General features: G+C 62.5%; 17 protein-coding genes. 12 read left to right on the top strand and 5 right to left on the bottom strand.

Annotation, left to right across the window (positions count from 1 at the left end; genetic code table 11):
* The first annotated feature begins 6 nt into the window (after positions 1-6).
* The gene (locus tag NKH57_RS05550) at positions 7-858 is read left to right on the top strand and encodes a thermonuclease family protein (RefSeq protein ID WP_352727139.1); all 852 of its coding nucleotides are present in this window, start codon (positions 7-9) and stop codon (positions 856-858) included.
* Here NKH57_RS05550 and NKH57_RS05545 read toward each other — a convergent pair.
* Positions 824-2,470, bottom strand: a complete 1,647-nt coding sequence (locus NKH57_RS05545; RefSeq protein WP_352726980.1) for a lysine--tRNA ligase — start codon at positions 2,468-2,470, stop codon at positions 824-826. The two genes, NKH57_RS05550 and NKH57_RS05545, sit on opposite strands and share 35 nt — an antisense overlap.
* A gap of 175 nt (positions 2,471-2,645) precedes the next feature.
* Between NKH57_RS05545 and NKH57_RS05540 the strand changes: the two genes are divergently transcribed.
* Positions 2,646-3,053, top strand: a complete 408-nt coding sequence (locus NKH57_RS05540; protein ID WP_023758057.1) for a tellurite resistance TerB family protein — start codon at positions 2,646-2,648, stop codon at positions 3,051-3,053.
* A gap of 39 nt (positions 3,054-3,092) precedes the next feature.
* Here the strand turns inward: NKH57_RS05540 and NKH57_RS05535 are convergent, their stop codons facing one another.
* On the bottom strand, positions 3,093-3,905 hold the full coding sequence (locus NKH57_RS05535) for an ABC transporter substrate-binding protein (RefSeq protein ID WP_502905861.1): 813 nt from the start codon (positions 3,903-3,905) through the stop codon (positions 3,093-3,095).
* 295 nt (positions 3,906-4,200) lie between these two features.
* Here NKH57_RS05535 and NKH57_RS05530 point away from each other — a divergent pair, with 295 nt between their 5' ends.
* The 3 genes from NKH57_RS05530 (at position 4,201) to NKH57_RS05520 (ending at position 6,433) form a co-directional block, all read left to right on the top strand.
* A complete protein-coding gene (locus tag NKH57_RS05530; protein ID WP_352726976.1) occupies positions 4,201-4,932 on the top strand; it encodes a helix-turn-helix transcriptional regulator in 732 nt (243 codons plus the stop codon).
* Positions 4,933-5,030: 98 nt separating this feature from the next.
* Positions 5,031-5,669 carry an acyl-homoserine-lactone synthase gene (locus tag NKH57_RS05525; protein ID WP_352601343.1) on the top strand — a complete coding sequence of 213 codons (639 nt, stop codon included), beginning with the start codon at positions 5,031-5,033 and terminating at the stop codon, positions 5,667-5,669.
* A 14-nt stretch (positions 5,670-5,683) separates the two neighbouring features.
* Positions 5,684-6,433 carry an enoyl-CoA hydratase-related protein gene (locus NKH57_RS05520; protein ID WP_352942428.1) on the top strand — a complete coding sequence of 250 codons (750 nt, stop codon included), beginning with the start codon at positions 5,684-5,686 and terminating at the stop codon, positions 6,431-6,433.
* Between the two features lie 155 nt (positions 6,434-6,588).
* On the opposite strand, the gene ppk2 is transcribed toward NKH57_RS05520, so the two are convergent.
* The gene (gene ppk2 / locus NKH57_RS05515; protein WP_352942425.1) at positions 6,589-7,497 is read right to left on the bottom strand and encodes a polyphosphate kinase 2; all 909 of its coding nucleotides are present in this window, start codon (positions 7,495-7,497) and stop codon (positions 6,589-6,591) included.
* A 219-nt stretch (positions 7,498-7,716) separates the two neighbouring features.
* Here ppk2 and NKH57_RS05510 point away from each other — a divergent pair, with 219 nt between their 5' ends.
* From NKH57_RS05510 to NKH57_RS05500, 3 genes are all read left to right on the top strand, one after another.
* The gene (locus NKH57_RS05510) at positions 7,717-8,982 is read left to right on the top strand and encodes an ATP-binding protein (RefSeq protein ID WP_352942422.1); all 1,266 of its coding nucleotides are present in this window, start codon (positions 7,717-7,719) and stop codon (positions 8,980-8,982) included.
* A 111-nt stretch (positions 8,983-9,093) separates the two neighbouring features.
* Positions 9,094-9,819 carry a phosphate signaling complex protein PhoU gene (gene phoU / locus NKH57_RS05505; RefSeq protein WP_023758050.1) on the top strand — a complete coding sequence of 242 codons (726 nt, stop codon included), beginning with the start codon at positions 9,094-9,096 and terminating at the stop codon, positions 9,817-9,819.
* 90 nt (positions 9,820-9,909) lie between these two features.
* On the top strand, positions 9,910-10,920 hold the full coding sequence (locus NKH57_RS05500; protein WP_023758049.1) for a magnesium and cobalt transport protein CorA: 1,011 nt from the start codon (positions 9,910-9,912) through the stop codon (positions 10,918-10,920).
* A 148-nt stretch (positions 10,921-11,068) separates the two neighbouring features.
* Here NKH57_RS05500 and NKH57_RS05495 read toward each other — a convergent pair whose 3' ends face one another.
* A complete protein-coding gene (locus tag NKH57_RS05495; RefSeq protein WP_023758048.1) occupies positions 11,069-11,587 on the bottom strand; it encodes a GcrA family cell cycle regulator in 519 nt (172 codons plus the stop codon).
* A 358-nt stretch (positions 11,588-11,945) separates the two neighbouring features.
* On the opposite strand from NKH57_RS05495, the gene NKH57_RS05490 reads away from it, so the two are divergent.
* The 3 genes from NKH57_RS05490 to NKH57_RS05480 all read left to right on the top strand — a co-directional run bounded on the left by NKH57_RS05490 (position 11,946) and on the right by NKH57_RS05480 (position 15,199).
* On the top strand, positions 11,946-13,145 hold the full coding sequence (locus NKH57_RS05490) for an aspartate aminotransferase family protein (RefSeq protein WP_352942417.1): 1,200 nt from the start codon (positions 11,946-11,948) through the stop codon (positions 13,143-13,145).
* Positions 13,146-13,162: 17 nt separating this feature from the next.
* Positions 13,163-14,074, top strand: coding sequence for an ornithine carbamoyltransferase (gene argF, locus NKH57_RS05485; protein WP_031259776.1), 912 nt, complete (start codon positions 13,163-13,165; stop codon positions 14,072-14,074).
* Between the two features lie 93 nt (positions 14,075-14,167).
* Positions 14,168-15,199, top strand: coding sequence for an Hsp33 family molecular chaperone (locus NKH57_RS05480; RefSeq protein WP_352830366.1), 1,032 nt, complete (start codon positions 14,168-14,170; stop codon positions 15,197-15,199).
* A 44-nt stretch (positions 15,200-15,243) separates the two neighbouring features.
* Here NKH57_RS05480 and apaG read toward each other — a convergent pair whose 3' ends face one another.
* On the bottom strand, positions 15,244-15,636 hold the full coding sequence (gene apaG, locus NKH57_RS05475; RefSeq protein WP_023758044.1) for a Co2+/Mg2+ efflux facilitator ApaG/CorD: 393 nt from the start codon (positions 15,634-15,636) through the stop codon (positions 15,244-15,246).
* Between the two features lie 250 nt (positions 15,637-15,886).
* Between apaG and NKH57_RS05470 the strand changes: the two genes are divergently transcribed.
* Positions 15,887-17,038 carry a ceramide glucosyltransferase gene (locus NKH57_RS05470; RefSeq protein ID WP_352601332.1) on the top strand — a complete coding sequence of 384 codons (1,152 nt, stop codon included), beginning with the start codon at positions 15,887-15,889 and terminating at the stop codon, positions 17,036-17,038.
* Positions 17,039-17,052: the final 14 nt, after the last annotated feature.

Here is a 17,052-nt window from a genome sequence, read left to right as displayed (position 1 = left end):
CGGCTGGTGCGTCTCCTTCATGTTGCCCTTTCGGTTCTGATGGTCCCGGTGATGGCGACCATGGTCGTCACGGGCGGCCGCACGCTGAAAGGAAGCGACAGCGTTGTCGTGCTGGACCAGCTTGATGCGGGCGCCGACACGATTTCGCAGCAAGGCGCCGAGACGGTGCCCGACGAGCCGGCCACTTCGGCCATTTCAGATCCACAGCCGCCGAAGCTTGCGCCGCATTCGAGGGCGATCGATCCCGAGCTCGTTGCACCGCCTCAGCGTGCCGCCGAGGAACTGGAACGGGTCGAGCCGCGCGAGCCGCTGAGCAAGCTGGCCCTGGCCGTGCCGCCCAAACCGAAAATGCCCGACGACTGGAACGGCACAAAGCTGTTCCAGCCGGTCGCGCCGGCCGCCGGCCGGATCGAAGCGAAGGGTTACTCGATCGCGGTTTCCGGCATCGACATCGTCAGTCAGGACGAGGTTTGCAGTGATGACGGCAAATCCTGGCCATGCGGCGTCCGGGCGCGGACGGCGTTCCGTGCCTTCCTGCGCGGCCGTGCGGTGGTTTGCAGCGTACCGCCCGACGGTGGTCGCGACCTGATCGCCGCCGAATGCCGGATCGGCAAGCAGGATGTCGGTCGATGGCTGGTCGAAAACGGCTGGGCGCGCGCCGCCAACGGTGGACCCTATGTCGAGGCCGGCGACAAGGCACGCACGGCGAAGAAGGGCATTTTCGGATCGGCTCCCGATCTGTCCGGCATGCCGGCAATGCCGGCCGCGCCAAGCCCGGCGCCTCAGGCGCCGAGTTCGATCCTGGAAGAGGTGGACGGCGTTCTCAAGCCAGCTGACCAGCCAGCGCCCGCTCAATAAGCGCCCGCGTTTCGGCAATGCCATAGAGTGCTGCGAACGATCCGAAGCGCGGACCGCGCTCCTGGCCGATCAGCACCTGGTAGATCATCTGGAAAAAGGCACCAGAGACGCCGGGGCCGCCTTCCGGGCTTTGCTTGGAATGATCCTGATAGCGTTCGATCCTGCGTGCGACGTTGAGCGATGCGTTCTGGATCGCTTCGCCATTGGCGTCATCCGGCAGCGCGCCGAGCGCCGCGTCGAGAGCTTGCAATGCCTCGCGCTCGACTTCGTCGGCCGGACGGAAGGTTTTCGTCGGCTTCACGAAGTCGTCGAAATAGCGGATCGCGTGGCCGACCAGCTGGTCGAGCTCGGGATGCGTCTCCGGCGTCACGCCTTGCGTGTGGCGTAAAATGAAGCCCCACAGCACATCCTTGTTCTGCGCGTTGGAGGCGCTGACCAGGTTGAGCAGCAGCGAGAACGGCACCGGCATGTCGATGGCGGGCGGGTTGCCGTCATGCATATGCCAGACAGGGTTACCCAGCCGCTCCTTCCAGTCCTGCCGTGGATACGCGGCAAGGAAGGTGTAGTACTCGTCCACGGCGCGCGGGATGACATCGAAATACAGTTTCTTGGCCTGCCGCGGCCGCTGGTACATGTAGAGCCCGAGGCTTTCGGTCGGCGCATAGGTCAGCCAATCGTCGATGGTCAGCCCGTTGCCCTTCGACTTCGAGATCTTCTGGCCGTTCTCGTCGAGGAACAGTTCGTAGACGAAGTGCTCCGGAGCCCGTCCGCCCAGTATGTTGCAGATGCGGTCGTACACCACCGCATTGGTCTGGTGGTCCTTGCCGAACATCTCGAAATCGACGCCAAGCGCTGCCCAGCGCATGCCGAAATCCGGCTTCCACTGCAGCTTCACGCGGCCGCCGGTGATCGAAAGCGTGGTCTCGGTGCCTTCGTCGTCAAAGGTTATGGTGCCGGCCTTGGCGTCGACATGCTTCATCTGCACGTAAAGCACGCGGCCGCTCTTCGGTGAAATCGGCAGGAACGGGCTGTAGGTCGCCTGGCGCTCAGGGCCGAGCGTCGGCAGCATCACCGCCATGATCTGGTCATAGCGTTCGGCAGCGCGCAGCAGCATCGCGTCGAAACGCCCGGACTTGTAATATTGCGTCGCGCTGGCGAACTCGTAGTCGAAGCCGAACGTGTCGAGGAAGCGGCAAAGCATCGCGTTGTTGTGGTCGGCGAAGCTGGCATAGTCGCCGCCGAACGGATTGGGAACCGACGACAGCGGCTTGTGCAGATGCGGCTCGAGTGCGGCGCGGTCCGGCACGCTGTCGGGTATCTTGCGCATGCCGTCCATATCGTCTGAAAAGCACAGCAACTTGGTCGCAACCTTATCCTGCGTCAGGACACGGAAGGCATGGCGCACCATCGACGTCCGCGCCACCTCGCCGAATGTGCCGATATGCGGCAGGCCGGACGGTCCGTAGCCTGTCTCAAACAGGATCGTTTGGGGAAAGTCGGCGTCTTTGTAGCGTTCGATTATCTTTTTGGCTTCCTCGAACGGCCACGCCTTGCTCTCGGTCGCGGCCGCCAGCACCTCGGGATTGAGATCGATGATGTTTGATCCCGCCATGTCACTTTATCCAAATTGTCCACCGGCCCAAGTCATTTAAGGCGGGGGCCGGAGCAGGGGTTGTTCAATCCGGTCTCTAGGCGTGCATTGCCGGAGCGTCAACGCGTGCGGCGCTTTTTCCTTGCGATGCAGATTGTGCATTCCTACGTTCGAGTCCCGGTTGAAGGAGAAAAAATTGCCGACGCCGCATGAAGCCCTGATCTACCTGATGGTCATCACCTCGGCCTCCGATCGTGACATGACCGATGTCGAACTGGCCAGGATCGGCGACGTTGTCCGCTCCTGGCCGGTATTCGAGGATTTCAATCACGACCGGCTGGTCAGTGTCGCCCAGGCCTGCCAGAAGCGCCTGCACGAAAAGGATGGGCTGGAAGGCGTTCTGGCAGAAGTCGCCGAGGCCCTGCCCGAGCGCTTGCGCGACACTGCCTATGCCGCCGCCTTCGAGGTGGCCGCCGTCGATCTTGAAATGCGCATGGAGGAAGTGCGGGTGTTGCAGCTGATCCGGCGTGAGCTCGATCTCGACACGCTGACGGTGGCTGCGATCGGCCGCGCCGCCAAGGCGCGGCTGCGTACGCTCACCTGAATATCAGCAGCGTCCTAGCAAAATCTGACGGGGACCGGATCAGAAAAAACTGACCGGGAAATAGCGCAAATAAAATTCGGCGAACGTGCCTTTCATCGAAATCTCCTGCAGCGCGTAGTCGAGCGCGGCGGCCAGTGCCGGATCGTCAGCCCGGGTGGCGATGGCCATGCCCGAGCCCAGATATTCGGGCGCCAGGTAGGGACCGCCGGCAAAGCGGCAGCAGCTCGCCGCATCCGAGCCGCCCAGCCAGAAGGCCAGGCGCATGCCGTCGCCGAAGGCGGCGTCGAGCTTGCCGGTCTTGAGGTCGGCATAGAGGTCTTCCGGCCTGTCGAAGGGGACGATCTGAACGGTGTTGAAATAGTCGCGCAGCATGCGCTCATGCGCTGAGCCGGCGACCACGCCGACACGCTTGTCGCGCAATTTGGCAAAGATAGGTTCGGCCAGCGCCTTGCTCTTCGGCATGATGAATCGCGCCGGAAACTGTAGATAGGAGCGCGAGAAGGCATAGGTCGCGCGCGATTCCGGCGTTGCGGCGATGCCGGCGATGATCGCCTCGCCTTCACCCTTCTGCAGTGCGCCTTCCAGCTCGGCCCAGGGCAAGGCCTGGATCTGGCATTTCTCGACAATGCCAAGCTCGGCGCAGATGGCGCGTGCCAGATCGATATGGAACCCGGACAGCTTTCCCGAGCCATCGAGGAAATTGAAGGGCGGGAAATCCGTGGTCGTCAGGAATCTCAGCCGGGGCAGCGCCGAAAGGTCTGGCTTGGGCAGTCGCTCCTTGGCATCCCATAGAACCGGAACTTGAGGCGCCGCGGCGCGCGCGCCAACGGCGAACGACAGCAATCCGATCATCATCGCAAGGGCGAAGGACCTCCACTGGAACGCCAAGATAAAACTCCGCCACGGTCGTGCTCGCACCGGTTTTCGTATGAAAATGGGACAGGCACAATGGTTTTTGATTTTGAACACGCCGATTTCAGGATATGAATTAGCCGGTTTGCAAATCAGCTTTGGCCGCCTTGGTGGGAAGATCAGGGTCGAAGCCACAGAATAAGCATGCGGTTGCAATCCGTGGTCGGTGGCAAAGTGTAAATCAGGCACGCATCATCGGCTGCAATGCATGAGGCAACATGGGGTTGATGTTGCGATGAGTCAGTTCGATCGCACGCTGGAATTCATAGACCAACTGCAGCACGCCGCAACGGCGGCAGCAGTCTGCGAAACGCTGCTGGGTATAACGTCGGATTTCGGTCTCACCGCACTGATGGCGGGAACCGTCCCGCAGCCGGGCACGCCGGCCGGCCAGCAAAAGCAGCATGTGCTTCTCTGCGATTGGCCTGGCGAGTGGCTGGAGCGCTACGTCGCGCGCAACTATGTCGATCACGACCCGGTCGTCAGCCATATGAAACAGTTGCAGGCGCCCTTCCAGTGGCGCGACGCCTCGCAGAGCATTCAGATAAACAAGAGCAGCGGCGAGGTGATGGGCGATGCCGGTGCCTTCAAACTGCGCGATGGACTGGCCTTCCCGCTGATCACGCTCGACGGCCAGATCGTCATGGTGTCGCTGGGCGGCGAGGCCGTGGAATTGTCCGCTGCCGAGTTTGGCCAGGTGTCGCTGGTGTCGACCTACGCGGTTGGCCGCGCCATGCAACTCCACACCATGGCGAGCAAGACCGTCGATCATATCGTGCTGACGCCGCGCGAGCGCGAATGCCTGCAATGGGCCGCCGTCGGCAAGTCCGAATGGGAGATTTCGCAAATCCTCGGCATCTCCGAGCACACCTCGGAGAAACACCTTCTTAACGCCAAAAGCAAACTCGGTGCCGTCAACCGGGTCCAGGCCGTCGCGGAAGCGATAAGGCGCGGCTATATTAGCTAGGTCGGCCGTGCCGGCCTGGAAATTCTTGCCTACGCGATCACGCAATTTTCTCATCGAAGCACGGCCGTATCTTCCTCTGAACACAGGAGACGGCGGAAATGCTTTTTTCTCTTACAACCCAGGAATTGATGGAACGTCCCGAGCTTTGGGAGGCTGTTCATCGGCTGCGCTACAAGATATTCGTCGAAGAGATGGGGTGGGATGATCTTAGGCGCCCCGACGGACTCGAACGCGACCAGTTCGATCATGACGAGGCCGTCCATCAGATCGTCGTCAGAGGTAACGAAGTCGCAGGCTATCAAAGGATGTTGCCGACCACGCGGCCACATCTGTTGACCGAGGTTTTGACCGACCTTTCCGAGGGAACGCCGCCATCGGGCCCAAACATCTGGGAATTGACCCGCTATGCGGTGGCTCCCGGTTTCCGCGATGGCCGCCGCGGCGTTTCAACCGTCGGCACCGAATTGATCGCCGGCTTCGTCGAGTGGGGGCTGAAGCGCGGCGTCGACAAGGTGATCATCGAGTTCGAGCCGATGTGGGTGCTGCGTGCATTGCAACTGCATTTCCTGGCAACCCCGCTGGGCTATCAGCGCACCTATGGCAACCAGCAGGTCGTAGCCACCTTGCTGACCTTCAACGCGCACACGCTCGACGTGGTGCGTTCGCGCCGCAATCATTTTGCTCCGGTGCTGACCAGGGGATACCCCGACATGCTCGGGCAAAGGCGTGCGTCATGAGATCGGAGACAATCATGAGCACACATCCGCAACCTGAACTTCGCAACCACACGCTGGTGGTCACCGTGTCATCGAGTGACAGCCGGCCGGTGCTGGACAGGAGAGCCTATGAGAGCCTGGCAAAGACTTTCCATGAAGCCGCCGACAATGAGGAGGTGCGCGTCGTCGTACTGCGTGGCCTGGCAGGCTGCTTCTGTCTCGGCGGCGACTTCTCCGAATTCCTCGACGCCAGCAAACACCAGAAACTGATCGCCGCCGTCACCGATCTGTTCCGCACGCTGGCGACATTTCCAAAGCCCATCCTTGCCTGCGTCGACGGCGATGCCGTCGGGGTCGGCTGCACCATCCTGTTCCATTGCGACATGGTGATCGCGTCTGATGAAAGCACGTTCCGGGTGCCATTCGTCGATTTTGGCCTGGTGCCGGATGCGGCGACCAGCATTCTGGCGCCGCAGAAGCTTGGCTACGCCGGTGCTTTCCGCTTCTTCTGCCTCGGCGATACGCTTCGCGCCGCAGATGCCAGGGCGCTCGGCCTCGTCGCGGAGATCGTGCCGGGCGGCAGCGTCGAGGAAGCGGCGCTCGGCCGGGCAAGGCAGCTTGTCAAGAAGCCGGTCGCCGCCCTGCTGCAGACGCGCGGCCTGCTGAAGGGGAACACGCAGGTACTATGCGACCGTATCGACCAGGAGATTTCGCTTTTCCAGCAGGCGCTGCAGGACGACACCACGCTGCGGCGATTGCAGCGCATCGCCTGGCTGGCAGCCTAATGCATGTCGCTCAAAAGTGGCCCCGTTTTGAGACACGACATGCATGGAAACAAAGATCTAAAGCGCGGCGCATGAATCCGCTTCGACGCGATGCGCTTTAGGACAAACGAGGAGAAAAGCATCGCCGCGTGCCCCTGGCTGCGCGGCGCAAAAAGTCAATCCTGCTTGCCCAGGAACGACGGCCCTTCGCCGATGAGCTTCTTGTCCTCCTTGCCGATCACGTCGAGGTCGCGCCCGTCATAGGGCAGCGACATCAGGATGCGCCGCATGACCGCCAGCCGCGCGCGCCGCTTGTCATTGGCCCGCACGATGATCCACGGCGCGAACTCCTTGTGGGTGCGCTCGAACATGGTATCGCGCACCTCGGTGTAATCGTCCCACTTGGTGATGCCGGCAACGTCGATCGGTGAAAACTTCCAGCTCTTCAGTGGGCTGAAGCGGCGATCGTGGAAGCGCTCCAGCTGCGTTTCCCGGCCGATGTTGAGCCAGAATTTGAAGAAGTGGATGCCCTCGTTGGAGATCATTCGTTCGAAATGCGGCGTCTCGTCAAGAAACTGCTCGTGCTGCTGCGGCGTACAGAAACCCATCACCGGCTCGACGCCGGCGCGGTTGTACCAGGATCGATCGAAGGTGACGAATTCGCCAGATGTCGGGAAATGATCGACATAGCGCTGGAAGTACCATTGCCCCATCTCGGTCGGGGTAGGCTTGGTCAGCGCCACGTTGCGTGCCGTGCGCGGGTTGAGGTACTGGCGCACCACGAAGATCGTGCCGCCTTTGCCTGCGGCGTCGCGGCCCTCGAACAGCGCCATCACCCGTTTGCCGGTCGACTGCAGCCACGCCTGCGCCTTGACCAGCTCGATCTGCAACTTCTCGAGCGTCTCGTCATACTCCTCGCTCTTCATCTTCCTGTCGTAGGGATAGCCGCCGGCGGTCAGCTTGTTGTCCTCGACCCAGTCGGGAAGGGTGGGGTTTTCGATGTCGAACGCCCGTTCCTTACCATCGACCCTGATCTTCAGCGGCCCCGAAGTCGGTGCAGCTGAAACTTCCTTGGCTTTTTTCATCGAGACGAACCCTTTCCAGCTTCCGGACTCATGCTATTGGGAGTGCTGCAGCGCCGCGCCCGCTTTGGACGGGCAAAGGACGCTGTAGCACTTTTGATTTGCGCATGATCCTTTCAGAAAATCGATCTCCGATTTTGGGTCATGCGCTGGACCGGTCCAGCGGAAGGTTCCGTCGCCCTACAATCGGGGGCGAAGGCATGGGGTGCGGGCGCGCGAGAGATGGCTGACCTGGACGCAGAGCAGAGAAGCATCGCGCAAACCGTAGCCACCCGGCTGTGGAACAGCCGCTGGCTGCTTGCGGCCGGTGTCGTTGCGGTTGTCGCTGTTTATGCCTTGGCCGCGATTTCAGCCTATGTCGTCCTCGCGGCACTGCTGATGCTGCTTGCTGCGGCAATGCTGCCGGCCGCCGGCACGCGCCGGTCCACCGAGAGCGGCTCCGCCATCGAGGCCACCGGCTTGCAGCGGCTCTCCGGTGAATATCTGGCGGCCGCCGTCGCCGATCCGCTGATCATCTTCGACCGGACCGCCACCATCGTCCATGCCAATGCCGCCGCCTTCGCCGCCTTCGGCGGGATCGCGCCGGGCATGTCGCTGTCGTTGAAGTTCCGGGCGCCGGAAATGCAGGCTCTGCTGGATGGCGTGCTATCGGGTGATGTCGCCTCCGATGTCGTCGACTACAACGAGAAGCTGCCGGTCGAACGGGCTTACCGGGTGAGCGCATCCTCGGTCGGTCACGCCACCGATCTGTATGTGCTGGTGTTCAAGGACCAGAGCGAAACGCGCAGGATAGACCGCATGCGCGCCGACTTCATCGCCAACGCCAGCCACGAACTGCGCACGCCGCTCGCCTCCATCGCCGGCTTCATCGAAACGCTGCGCGGGCCGGCCCGCAACGACCCGGCGGCGCGCGATCAGTTCCTGCAGATCATGCAGAGCCAGACCGGTCGCATGGCGCGTCTGATCGACGACTTGTTGTCGTTGTCGCGGCTCGAAATGAAGCCTTATCTGAAGCCTGGAACCGAGGTCGATCTGCGCGAGACAGTCGACAGCGTCATCGATTCACTCGGACCGCTGGCCAAGGAAAACGGCGTTGCCATCGAGCGGGATTATGCCGATGGGCCGCTGGATGTACCCGGCGATCGCGACGAGCTCTTCCAGGTTTTCGAGAACCTCCTGGAAAACGCCTGCAAATACGGGCAGTCGGGCGGGCGCGTCACGGTGTCGATCGCGCACAGCGATGCCGGCTCGGAGCCCGGCATCGACGTGACCATCAGGGATTTTGGCCCCGGCATTCCCGAGGAGCACATTCCGCGCATCACCGAACGCTTCTATCGCGTCGATGTCGAGACCAGCCGGACCCAGAAGGGCACCGGCCTCGGCCTATCGATCGTCAAGCATATCCTGACGCGCCACAACGCCAGGCTTTCGATCAAGTCCGAGGTCGGCAAGGGCGCCGCCTTCACGGTTCATTTGCCGACGCATTGATATCGCCCTAGTTTTCGAGGGGACGGTTTCTTTTTTCTGTCATCCGGCTAGCGTATCAGCGGGGATTCGAGGAAACGACTCAAAAAGCACCCCGTGGGAAGGCATATTGCCATGCAGTCCGTGCACATCGTCAGCGCCTATGACGACGAGCTGAAATATCTGTCGAAGCGCATCGCTGCGATGGGTGGCCATGCCGAGCGCATGGTCGAGCAAGCGATCGCCGCGTTGGTCAATGCCGATCCTAGCCTGGCCGAGAAGGTTATCCGCGACGATGCCGTGCTGGATGAAGGGCAACGCGAAATCGACGATAAGGCGATCATCATCATTGCCAGGCGTCAGCCGATGGCGACGGATTTGCGCGAGATCGTCGGGACCATTCGCATCTCCGCCGACCTCGAACGGGTTGGCGACCTCGCCAAGAACGTCGCCAAGCGGGTGGTCGCCGTCACCGACGGACGCCAGCCGACCAGCCTGTTCCGCGGCCTTGAGGCCCTGGCCAACCTTGCGCTGGCCCAGCTCAAGGAAGTGCTCGATGTCTACGCATCGCGGTCCGTGGAGAAAATTGGCTTCGTTCGCGACCGCGACGACCAGATCGACGCTATGTACACGTCCCTGTTTCGTGAGTTGCTCACCTACATGATGGAAGACCCGCGCAACATCACGCCTTGCACGCATCTGCTGTTCTGCGCCAAGAACATCGAGCGTATCGGTGATCACGCCACCAACATCGCCGAGACCATCTACTATACCGTCACAGGCGAGCAGTTGCCGGCTGAGCGGCCCAAGGGCGACAAGACCGACAAGATAGGCCTTTCCGAGACGCTGCCGGGGAAGTGAACGGCCGCCTCTCGAACCGGCACACGAATTAAGCTAAGCTTTCCGGGCTTTGCCTCTATCCGCGTCCGTGGATTGTTTCGGGAGGTCGTGATGGAAAACGTTCGGAACCTGATCCCGGAGGCTGCGTCGGCTTCCGGCATTATCGCTTGCGGCGTCTACACGGCCGGACGTCGCATTGCCGACATTCCTATCGAGGAAGCCGGCGAATGGGCAAAGAAATCCGGTCATGTCGTCTGGATTGGCCTGCTCGAGCCCGATCGCAACCTGCTGCTGCGCGTCCAGGCGCAATTTCACCTGCATGAGCTGGCGATCGAGGATGCCGAGCACCCGCACCAGCGGCCGAAGATCGAGCAATATGGCGATGCCTTGTTCATCGTCGCCCGCACCGCGCAGCTGATCGACGGCCGGGTCACCTTCGGCGAGACCCATTTGTTCGTCGGCAGCGGCTATATTGTCAGCGTCAGGCACGGCCCCTCGACGTCCTATGCCGCCGTTCGTCAGCACTGGGAAAGCTGCCCGCATTCGCTGGCCAAGGGAGAGGATTTCGTCCTCTACGCCATTCTCGATTTCATCGTCGACAATTACATGCCGGTGCTCGAGCAGATCGAGGACGAGGTCGAAGTGATCGAGGACAGGGTTCTGCTGAAGCCGATGACCGGTCCCGACATCGAGCGGCTCTATATGCTGCGCCGCGATCTTTTGCGCCTGCGCAATGCAGCGCTGCCGCTGGTCGAAGTCTGCCGTCGGCTGACCAGTGCCGAGCTGCCGCAAATTCATACAGCCATGCACCCGCTGTTTCGCGACGTCACCGATCACATTCGCACCGTTCAGGAGAAGATCGACAGCCTGCGCGAGGTGCTGGCGTTCGCCTTCGAAGCCAGCCTGCTGGTCGGCCAGAGCCAGGAAACGGCGATCTCCAAGAAGCTCGCCTCCTGGGCAGCCATCCTGGCGGTGCCGACGGCATTCGCCGGCATCTACGGCATGAATTTCAGCGATATGCCGGAACTGAAGATGGAATACGGCTACCCGATGGTGCTGGCCACGATCGCGCTGATCTGCACGTTCCTCTACTGGCGATTTCGCAAGAATGGGTGGCTGTGAAAGAGAGCGAATAGCGAATAGCGAATAGGGAGTAGCACAAAAAACGGCTTGCTTCCTGTCACAAAAGCCAGCCGTTTCTATTCGCTATTCGCTATTCGCTATTCGCTATTCGCTATTCGCTATTCGCTATTCGCTATTCGCTATTCGCTCAGCGACTCCGCCGCCGCTCCGATGCCGGCTGGAACGCCACGCGGGCGTGATACTTGCAGTAGGGACCGGTTTCGGCGGCCTCGTTGCCGCAGAAATGGAAGTCCTCGGAAAGCGGATCACCGTTCGGCCATTTGCAGGTCCGCTCGGTCAGCTCGACGAGTTGTAGATGCCGCGAGATCGGCAACACGACATTCTCGACCGGGCGGATGTAGTGGCGCGCCACCGGTTCGGCGTCGAACTGCGTCTGCAGGGCCGTCGCGCCGATCGACGTCGTGACGTGACGCACGGCAGTTGCTGCGCGCGACACCGATTTCTGAACCGTCGCCCCTTGCGTCGCCTTCTTTTGGCGTGCCGGGGTGGCGGTCGAACGGCCGCGGCCCGACAGTTTCAGCCGGTGCACCTTGCCGATGACCGCGTTGCGGCTGACCCCTCCAAGCTGCGCGGCAATCTGGCTTGCGCTCAGACCCTCCGACCACAATTTCCTGAGAAGTTCTACCCGCTCGTCAGTCCAGTTCATGAGACCGCGCTCCTGCTAAGCGTGCGGCAATCGGAATCCACTCCCGACCCGGCAACATTTACCGGGGCAGACACCACATATATCTGGTGATTAGGTCCGCCGCACGAAATCTAGTTATTTCTCGACTACAATTACCTTATGCGCTGACTCGGTGACAAGAGTCCCAAGTGCAACACGAATCGGTTTTTTCGGTTTTCCCCAACTTGCCCGGTCGCTTATGAGCCGGCGTCTCGTCAGAGGGCTTGCCGCGCGCCACTACGCGACGTTTTCGTTGACTTCATGGCCGAAAAACACGATAAGCCGCACAAGCCGCCGCTTTGGCGGCTTTTTTGATTTTCCGGTACCGGAGACGCATATAATGAGCGGTTCGGCGCTTTACGAGACCTTTGCTCGAGCACCCCTGGCCTTCGACCATGGGGAAGGCACTTGGCTGGTTACCGACAAGGGCGAGCGATATCTCGATTTCGCTGGCGGCATCGCCGTCAATTCGCTGGGCCACAGCCATCCGCATCTGGTCGCCGCACTCACCGAACAGGCAGCCAAGCTGTGGCATGTCTCCAACCTCTACGAGATTCCGGGGCAGAGCCGGCTGGGCGAGCGGCTGGTCGACGCCACCTTCGCCGACAAGGTGTTCTTCACCAATTCCGGCGCCGAGGCGCTCGAATGCGCGATCAAGACGGCGCGGCGCTACCATTTCGTCAACGGACACCCCGGGCGCTTTCGCGTCATCACCTTCGAAGGCGCCTTCCACGGCCGCACCCTGGCGACCATCGCGGCGGGTGGTCAATACAAGTACCTTGAAGGTTTCGGACCCAAGGTCGAAGGCTTCGACCAGGTCGGCTTCGATGACATCGACGCCGCCGAAAAGGCGATCACGCCGGAGACGGCGGCGATCCTGATCGAACCGGTGCAGGGCGAGGGCGGCATCAGGCAGGTGCCGACGCAATCGCTGAAGCGGCTGCGGCAATTGTGTGAGCAACACGGGCTGCTCTTGATCTTCGACGAGGTTCAGTGCGGCATTGGCCGTACCGGCAAGCTGTTCGCGCATGAATGGGCCGGTGTCACCCCCGATATCATGGCGATCGCCAAGGGCATTGGCGGTGGCTTCCCGATGGGCGCCTGCCTTGCAACCGACGAAGCGGCCGTCGGCATGACCGCAGGCGTGCATGGCACCACGTTCGGCGGCAATCCACTGGCCATGGCGGTCGGCAACGCCGTGCTCGACGTGGTGCTGGAAGAGGGCTTCCTCGAGGACGTCCAGCGCAAGGCGCTGCTGATGAAGCAGGGGCTCGCGTCGGTCGCCGACGAGTTTCCCGAGGTCATCGAGGACATCAGGGGTACCGGGCTGATGCTCGGCCTCAAATGCGCCATGCCCAACACCAAGGTGAACTTGGCATTGCGTGACCAGCACCTGCTGGCGGTTCCGGCCGGTGACAACGTCATTCGCCTGTTGCCGCCGCTAACCGTCACCGACGCCGACATCCCCCCCCCCCCCACCCGCAGCCGCGCCGGCGCCACGGGCCTGGGGGCGGCGAGCCCCCCCGCCGCCGCGAAGTAATCCCGGAACCATTGCTGATGTCAGTTCGCCATTTCACCGATCTTTCCGCTGTCTCAGAAGGCGATCTGCGCCTGATGCTGGACGATGCGGTGGTGCGAAAGGCCCGCCTCAAGGCTGGCGAGCGCACCAAGCCGCTCGAAGGCAAGGTGCTGGCGATGATCTTCGACAAGCCGTCGACGCGCACGCGCGTCTCCTTCGACGTCGGCATGCGCCAGCTTGGCGGCGAGACCATCATGCTGACCGGCACCGAGATGCAGCTCGGCCGTTCCGAGACCATTGCCGACACCGCCAAGGTGTTGTCGCGTTATGTCGACGCGATCATGATCCGCACCACGTCGCATGAGCGGCTGCTGGAGCTGACCGAGAACGCTACCGTTCCGGTGATCAACGGACTGACCGACGATACCCATCCCTGCCAGCTGATGGCCGATATCATGACCTTCGAGGAACATCGCGGTCCGGTCGCCGGCAAGACCATCGCCTGGACCGGCGACGGCAACAATGTGCTGCATTCGCTGCTCGAGGCCTCTGCGCGCTTCCGCTTCAATCTCAACGTCGCCGTCCCCGAGGGCAGCGAACCGGCACAAAAGCATATCGACTGGTCGCAGGCGCATGGCGGCAAGCTGCACTTCACCCGCTCGCCCGAGGAAGCCGTCGACCAGGCCGACTGCATCGTCACCGATTGCTGGGTGTCGATGGGCCAGGAGCATCGCGCCCGTGGCCACAACGTGTTCTCGCCCTACCAGGTCAATGCCAAGCTGATGGCCAGGGCCAAGCCGGACGCGCTGTTCATGCACTGCCTGCCGGCGCATCGCGGCGAGGAGGTGACCGACGAGGTCATCGACGGGCCACACTCGGTGGTCTTCGACGAGGCGGAGAACCGGCTCCATGCCCAGAAGGCCGTGCTCGCCTGGTGCCTCGGCGCTTGATCTCTGGGAGCTTGATCTCCGGGCGCGTGATGCCTATTTGCGCCGCATCACGCAAATCAAGCGCGTTTCGACGCATGCTCCCGAGAGGGCGGCATGGCCGCGCCCTGGAGCTTTGTTATGTTGGAAACCTATCGAGTGACTGAACATCACCCCAAACTCGGCGAATTCGGCTACGCCGGCGACGATCATGTCGTGCCCTTCGAAGTCGGCCCGCTCGACGTGCGCGGCCGCACCGTCCAACTCGGGCCGATGCTCGATGCCATCCTCAGTCGCCACGATTATCCCGAGCCGGTCGCGCGGCTGCTGGCGGAGGCGTGCGTGCTGACGGTGCTGCTCGGCACCTCGCTCAAATTCGAGGGCAAGTTCATCCTGCAGACCCGCACCGACGGGCCTGTCGACATGCTGGTCGCGGATTTTTCCACGCCCTCGGCGCTGCGCGCCTATGCGCGTTTCGATGCCGACCGGCTGGAGGCGCTGGTCGCGGCGGGCGAAACGTCCCAGCAGACTATGCTCGGCACGGGCGTGCTGGCGCTGACCATCGATCAGGGCGCCCACACGCAGCGCTATCAGGGTATCGTCCAACTCGACGGCGAGACGCTGGAAGATGCGGCGCGCACCTATTTCCGTCAGTCGGAGCAGATTCCGACCGATCTCAGGCTGTCGGTGGCCAAGCTATTGACGCCCGGCCTGGGCGGCACCCGCGAGCAGTGGCGCGCCGGTGGCATCCTGGCGCAGTTCCTGCCGCAGTCGCCCGAGCGCATGCGCGTGCCGGATCTGCCGGGCGGCGATGGCGATCCGCGCGAGGAGATCCACGATCCGGCCGACAATTCCTGGCACGAGTTGCTGGCGCTGCTCGGCACCATCGAGCCGACCGAACTGATCGATCCGACGATCGGCGCCGAGCGGCTGCTCTACAGGTTGTTCCACGAGCACGGCGTGCGCGTTTTCGGCGGCGTACCGGTCGCCGACCTGTGCTCGTGCTCCCGGGACAAGATCCGCGGCATCCTCGAGGGTTTTTCCGCCCAGGAGATCAAGGACAGCACAGAGGACGGCGGCATCCACGTCGCCTGCGAATTCTGCTCGAAGCAATATGACTTCGACCCGGCGGAGTTTGCGGCGCAGTAGAGAAAAACACGCCTCGCCGGCTGCCTTGCGGCCGGTGAGGCAAATTAATTCACCGTCCGCCGCGTCCCCGGCAGGTCGAGTGAAAATGCGGGGATGGCGATGTCGAACGTCTCGCCCCGCTTGTTGCGCATCGTGTAGTGCCCGACCATGATGCCGGACGGTGTCGAGAGTGGGCAGCCGGACGTGTACTGGTAGCTGTCGCCGGGATTGAGTTCGGGCTGGTCGCCGACGACGCCAGGGCCGCGTACCTCTTCGACCCGGCCAGTGCCATCGGTGATGTGCCAATAGCGCGACAACAGCTGGACGGAATCGTCCGATTGATTGTCGATCGTTATCTGATAGCCCCAGACATAGCGGTTCTCGGACGGATCCGAGCGATCCTCCAGATAGAACGGCCTGACCTGCACTTCGATGTTGCGCGTGACGGCGCTGTACATAAGCGGCTCCAATACAATCCGGTAACTTTCGGCGCTCCGTGATGGCCGGTCAACGGTGCGCGTCCTATCGTCGCGGTCTGCAGGGCAGGTGCCGGCAAAGAATGTCATTTAAGTGACACGTGACGATGGTCAATGATGGTGTGTGCCGATCAATGCTGCGCGACTCGGGCGCTCCGTCGAACTGTTGAGATCTGTCGTCATGCCCCTAGATTGTTCTGGTGGGCGGCTTTCCTGGAGTTACCGGATCTCGATGGAACTCACTCTCGTAGTCGCCACGCTTTCAATTGCTCTCATCCTCTCAAATCTCGCCAGCATCGTGCTTGCGGCTTCGCGTCTGAAACGGCGCCGCGCTATGGCGCCGCCGGCCGGCAAGCCGCGGCCGGTGTCGATCGTCGTGCCGTCGCGTGGCGTTGAGCCGTTCACCCTCGAGACGCTGGAGCGCGCCTTCTCGCTCAACTGGCCGCGTTACGAGCTGATCTTCTGTGTTGCCCATGCCGACGATCCAGTGGTCAGGCTGATAAACAGGGCGATTGCCCGGTTTCCCAAGGTGCCGGCCCGGCTGCTGGTCGGCGACGACCGTATCAGCGCCAATCCGAAGCTCAACAATTGCGTCAAGGGCTGGGAAGCGGCGCGGCACGACTGGGTTGTCCTGGCCGATTCCAACGTGCTGATGCCGAGAGACTACGTCCAGCACCTGATGGCTGCATGGCGACCCAATACCGGCCTTGTCTGCTCGACGCCAATCGGCTCGCGACCGGCCGGCTTCTGGGCTGAAGTCGAATGCGCTTTCCTCAACACGCTGCAGGCGCGCTGGCAATATGCGGGCGAGGCGCTTGGCCTTGGCTTTGCCCAAGGCAAGAGCATGCTCTGGAACAAGCCGATCCTCGATGCCAATGGCGGCATTCGCGCGCTGGCCGCCGAGATCGCCGAGGACGCCGCCGCGACCAAGCTGGTCAATGGCCTCGGCCTGCGCGTCAATCTCGTCGCCGCGCCTTTCGAGCAGCCGCTCGGCCGGCGCACATTTGGCGAGATCTGGTCGCGCCAGGCCCGTTGGGCGCGCCTGCGCCGCGTCACCTTTCCGCTGTTCTTCGCGCCTGAAATCCTGACTGGCGCGGTGGTGCCGCTGGTGCTGGCGCTGATTGCGGCGGCAAGCGCCGGCATCAGCCCCTGGGCAACCGCCATTGCCGTGCTGGCGGCCTTCTACCTTCCCGAGTGCGTCCTGGCCTGGTCAAAGGGCTGGTGCCTGTCGCCACGCATGGTCGCGGCGATGGTAACGCGCGACCTGATCCTGCCTGCGATGTGGGCGCGCGGCTGGCTCGGCGGTGCCGTCGAGTGGCGCGGCAATGCGATGACCATCGGCACCAAGGCGGCCAAGCTGGAAGAGACGCCATCCGGCGCCTGAAAGCCAAAGGCTTG

It is taken from the genome of Mesorhizobium sp. M1050, assembly GCF_040318715.1.
In the GTDB taxonomy this organism is placed as follows: Bacteria; Pseudomonadota; Alphaproteobacteria; order Rhizobiales; family Rhizobiaceae; genus Mesorhizobium.
This window is presented reverse-complemented; position numbering and strand designations above follow the sequence as displayed.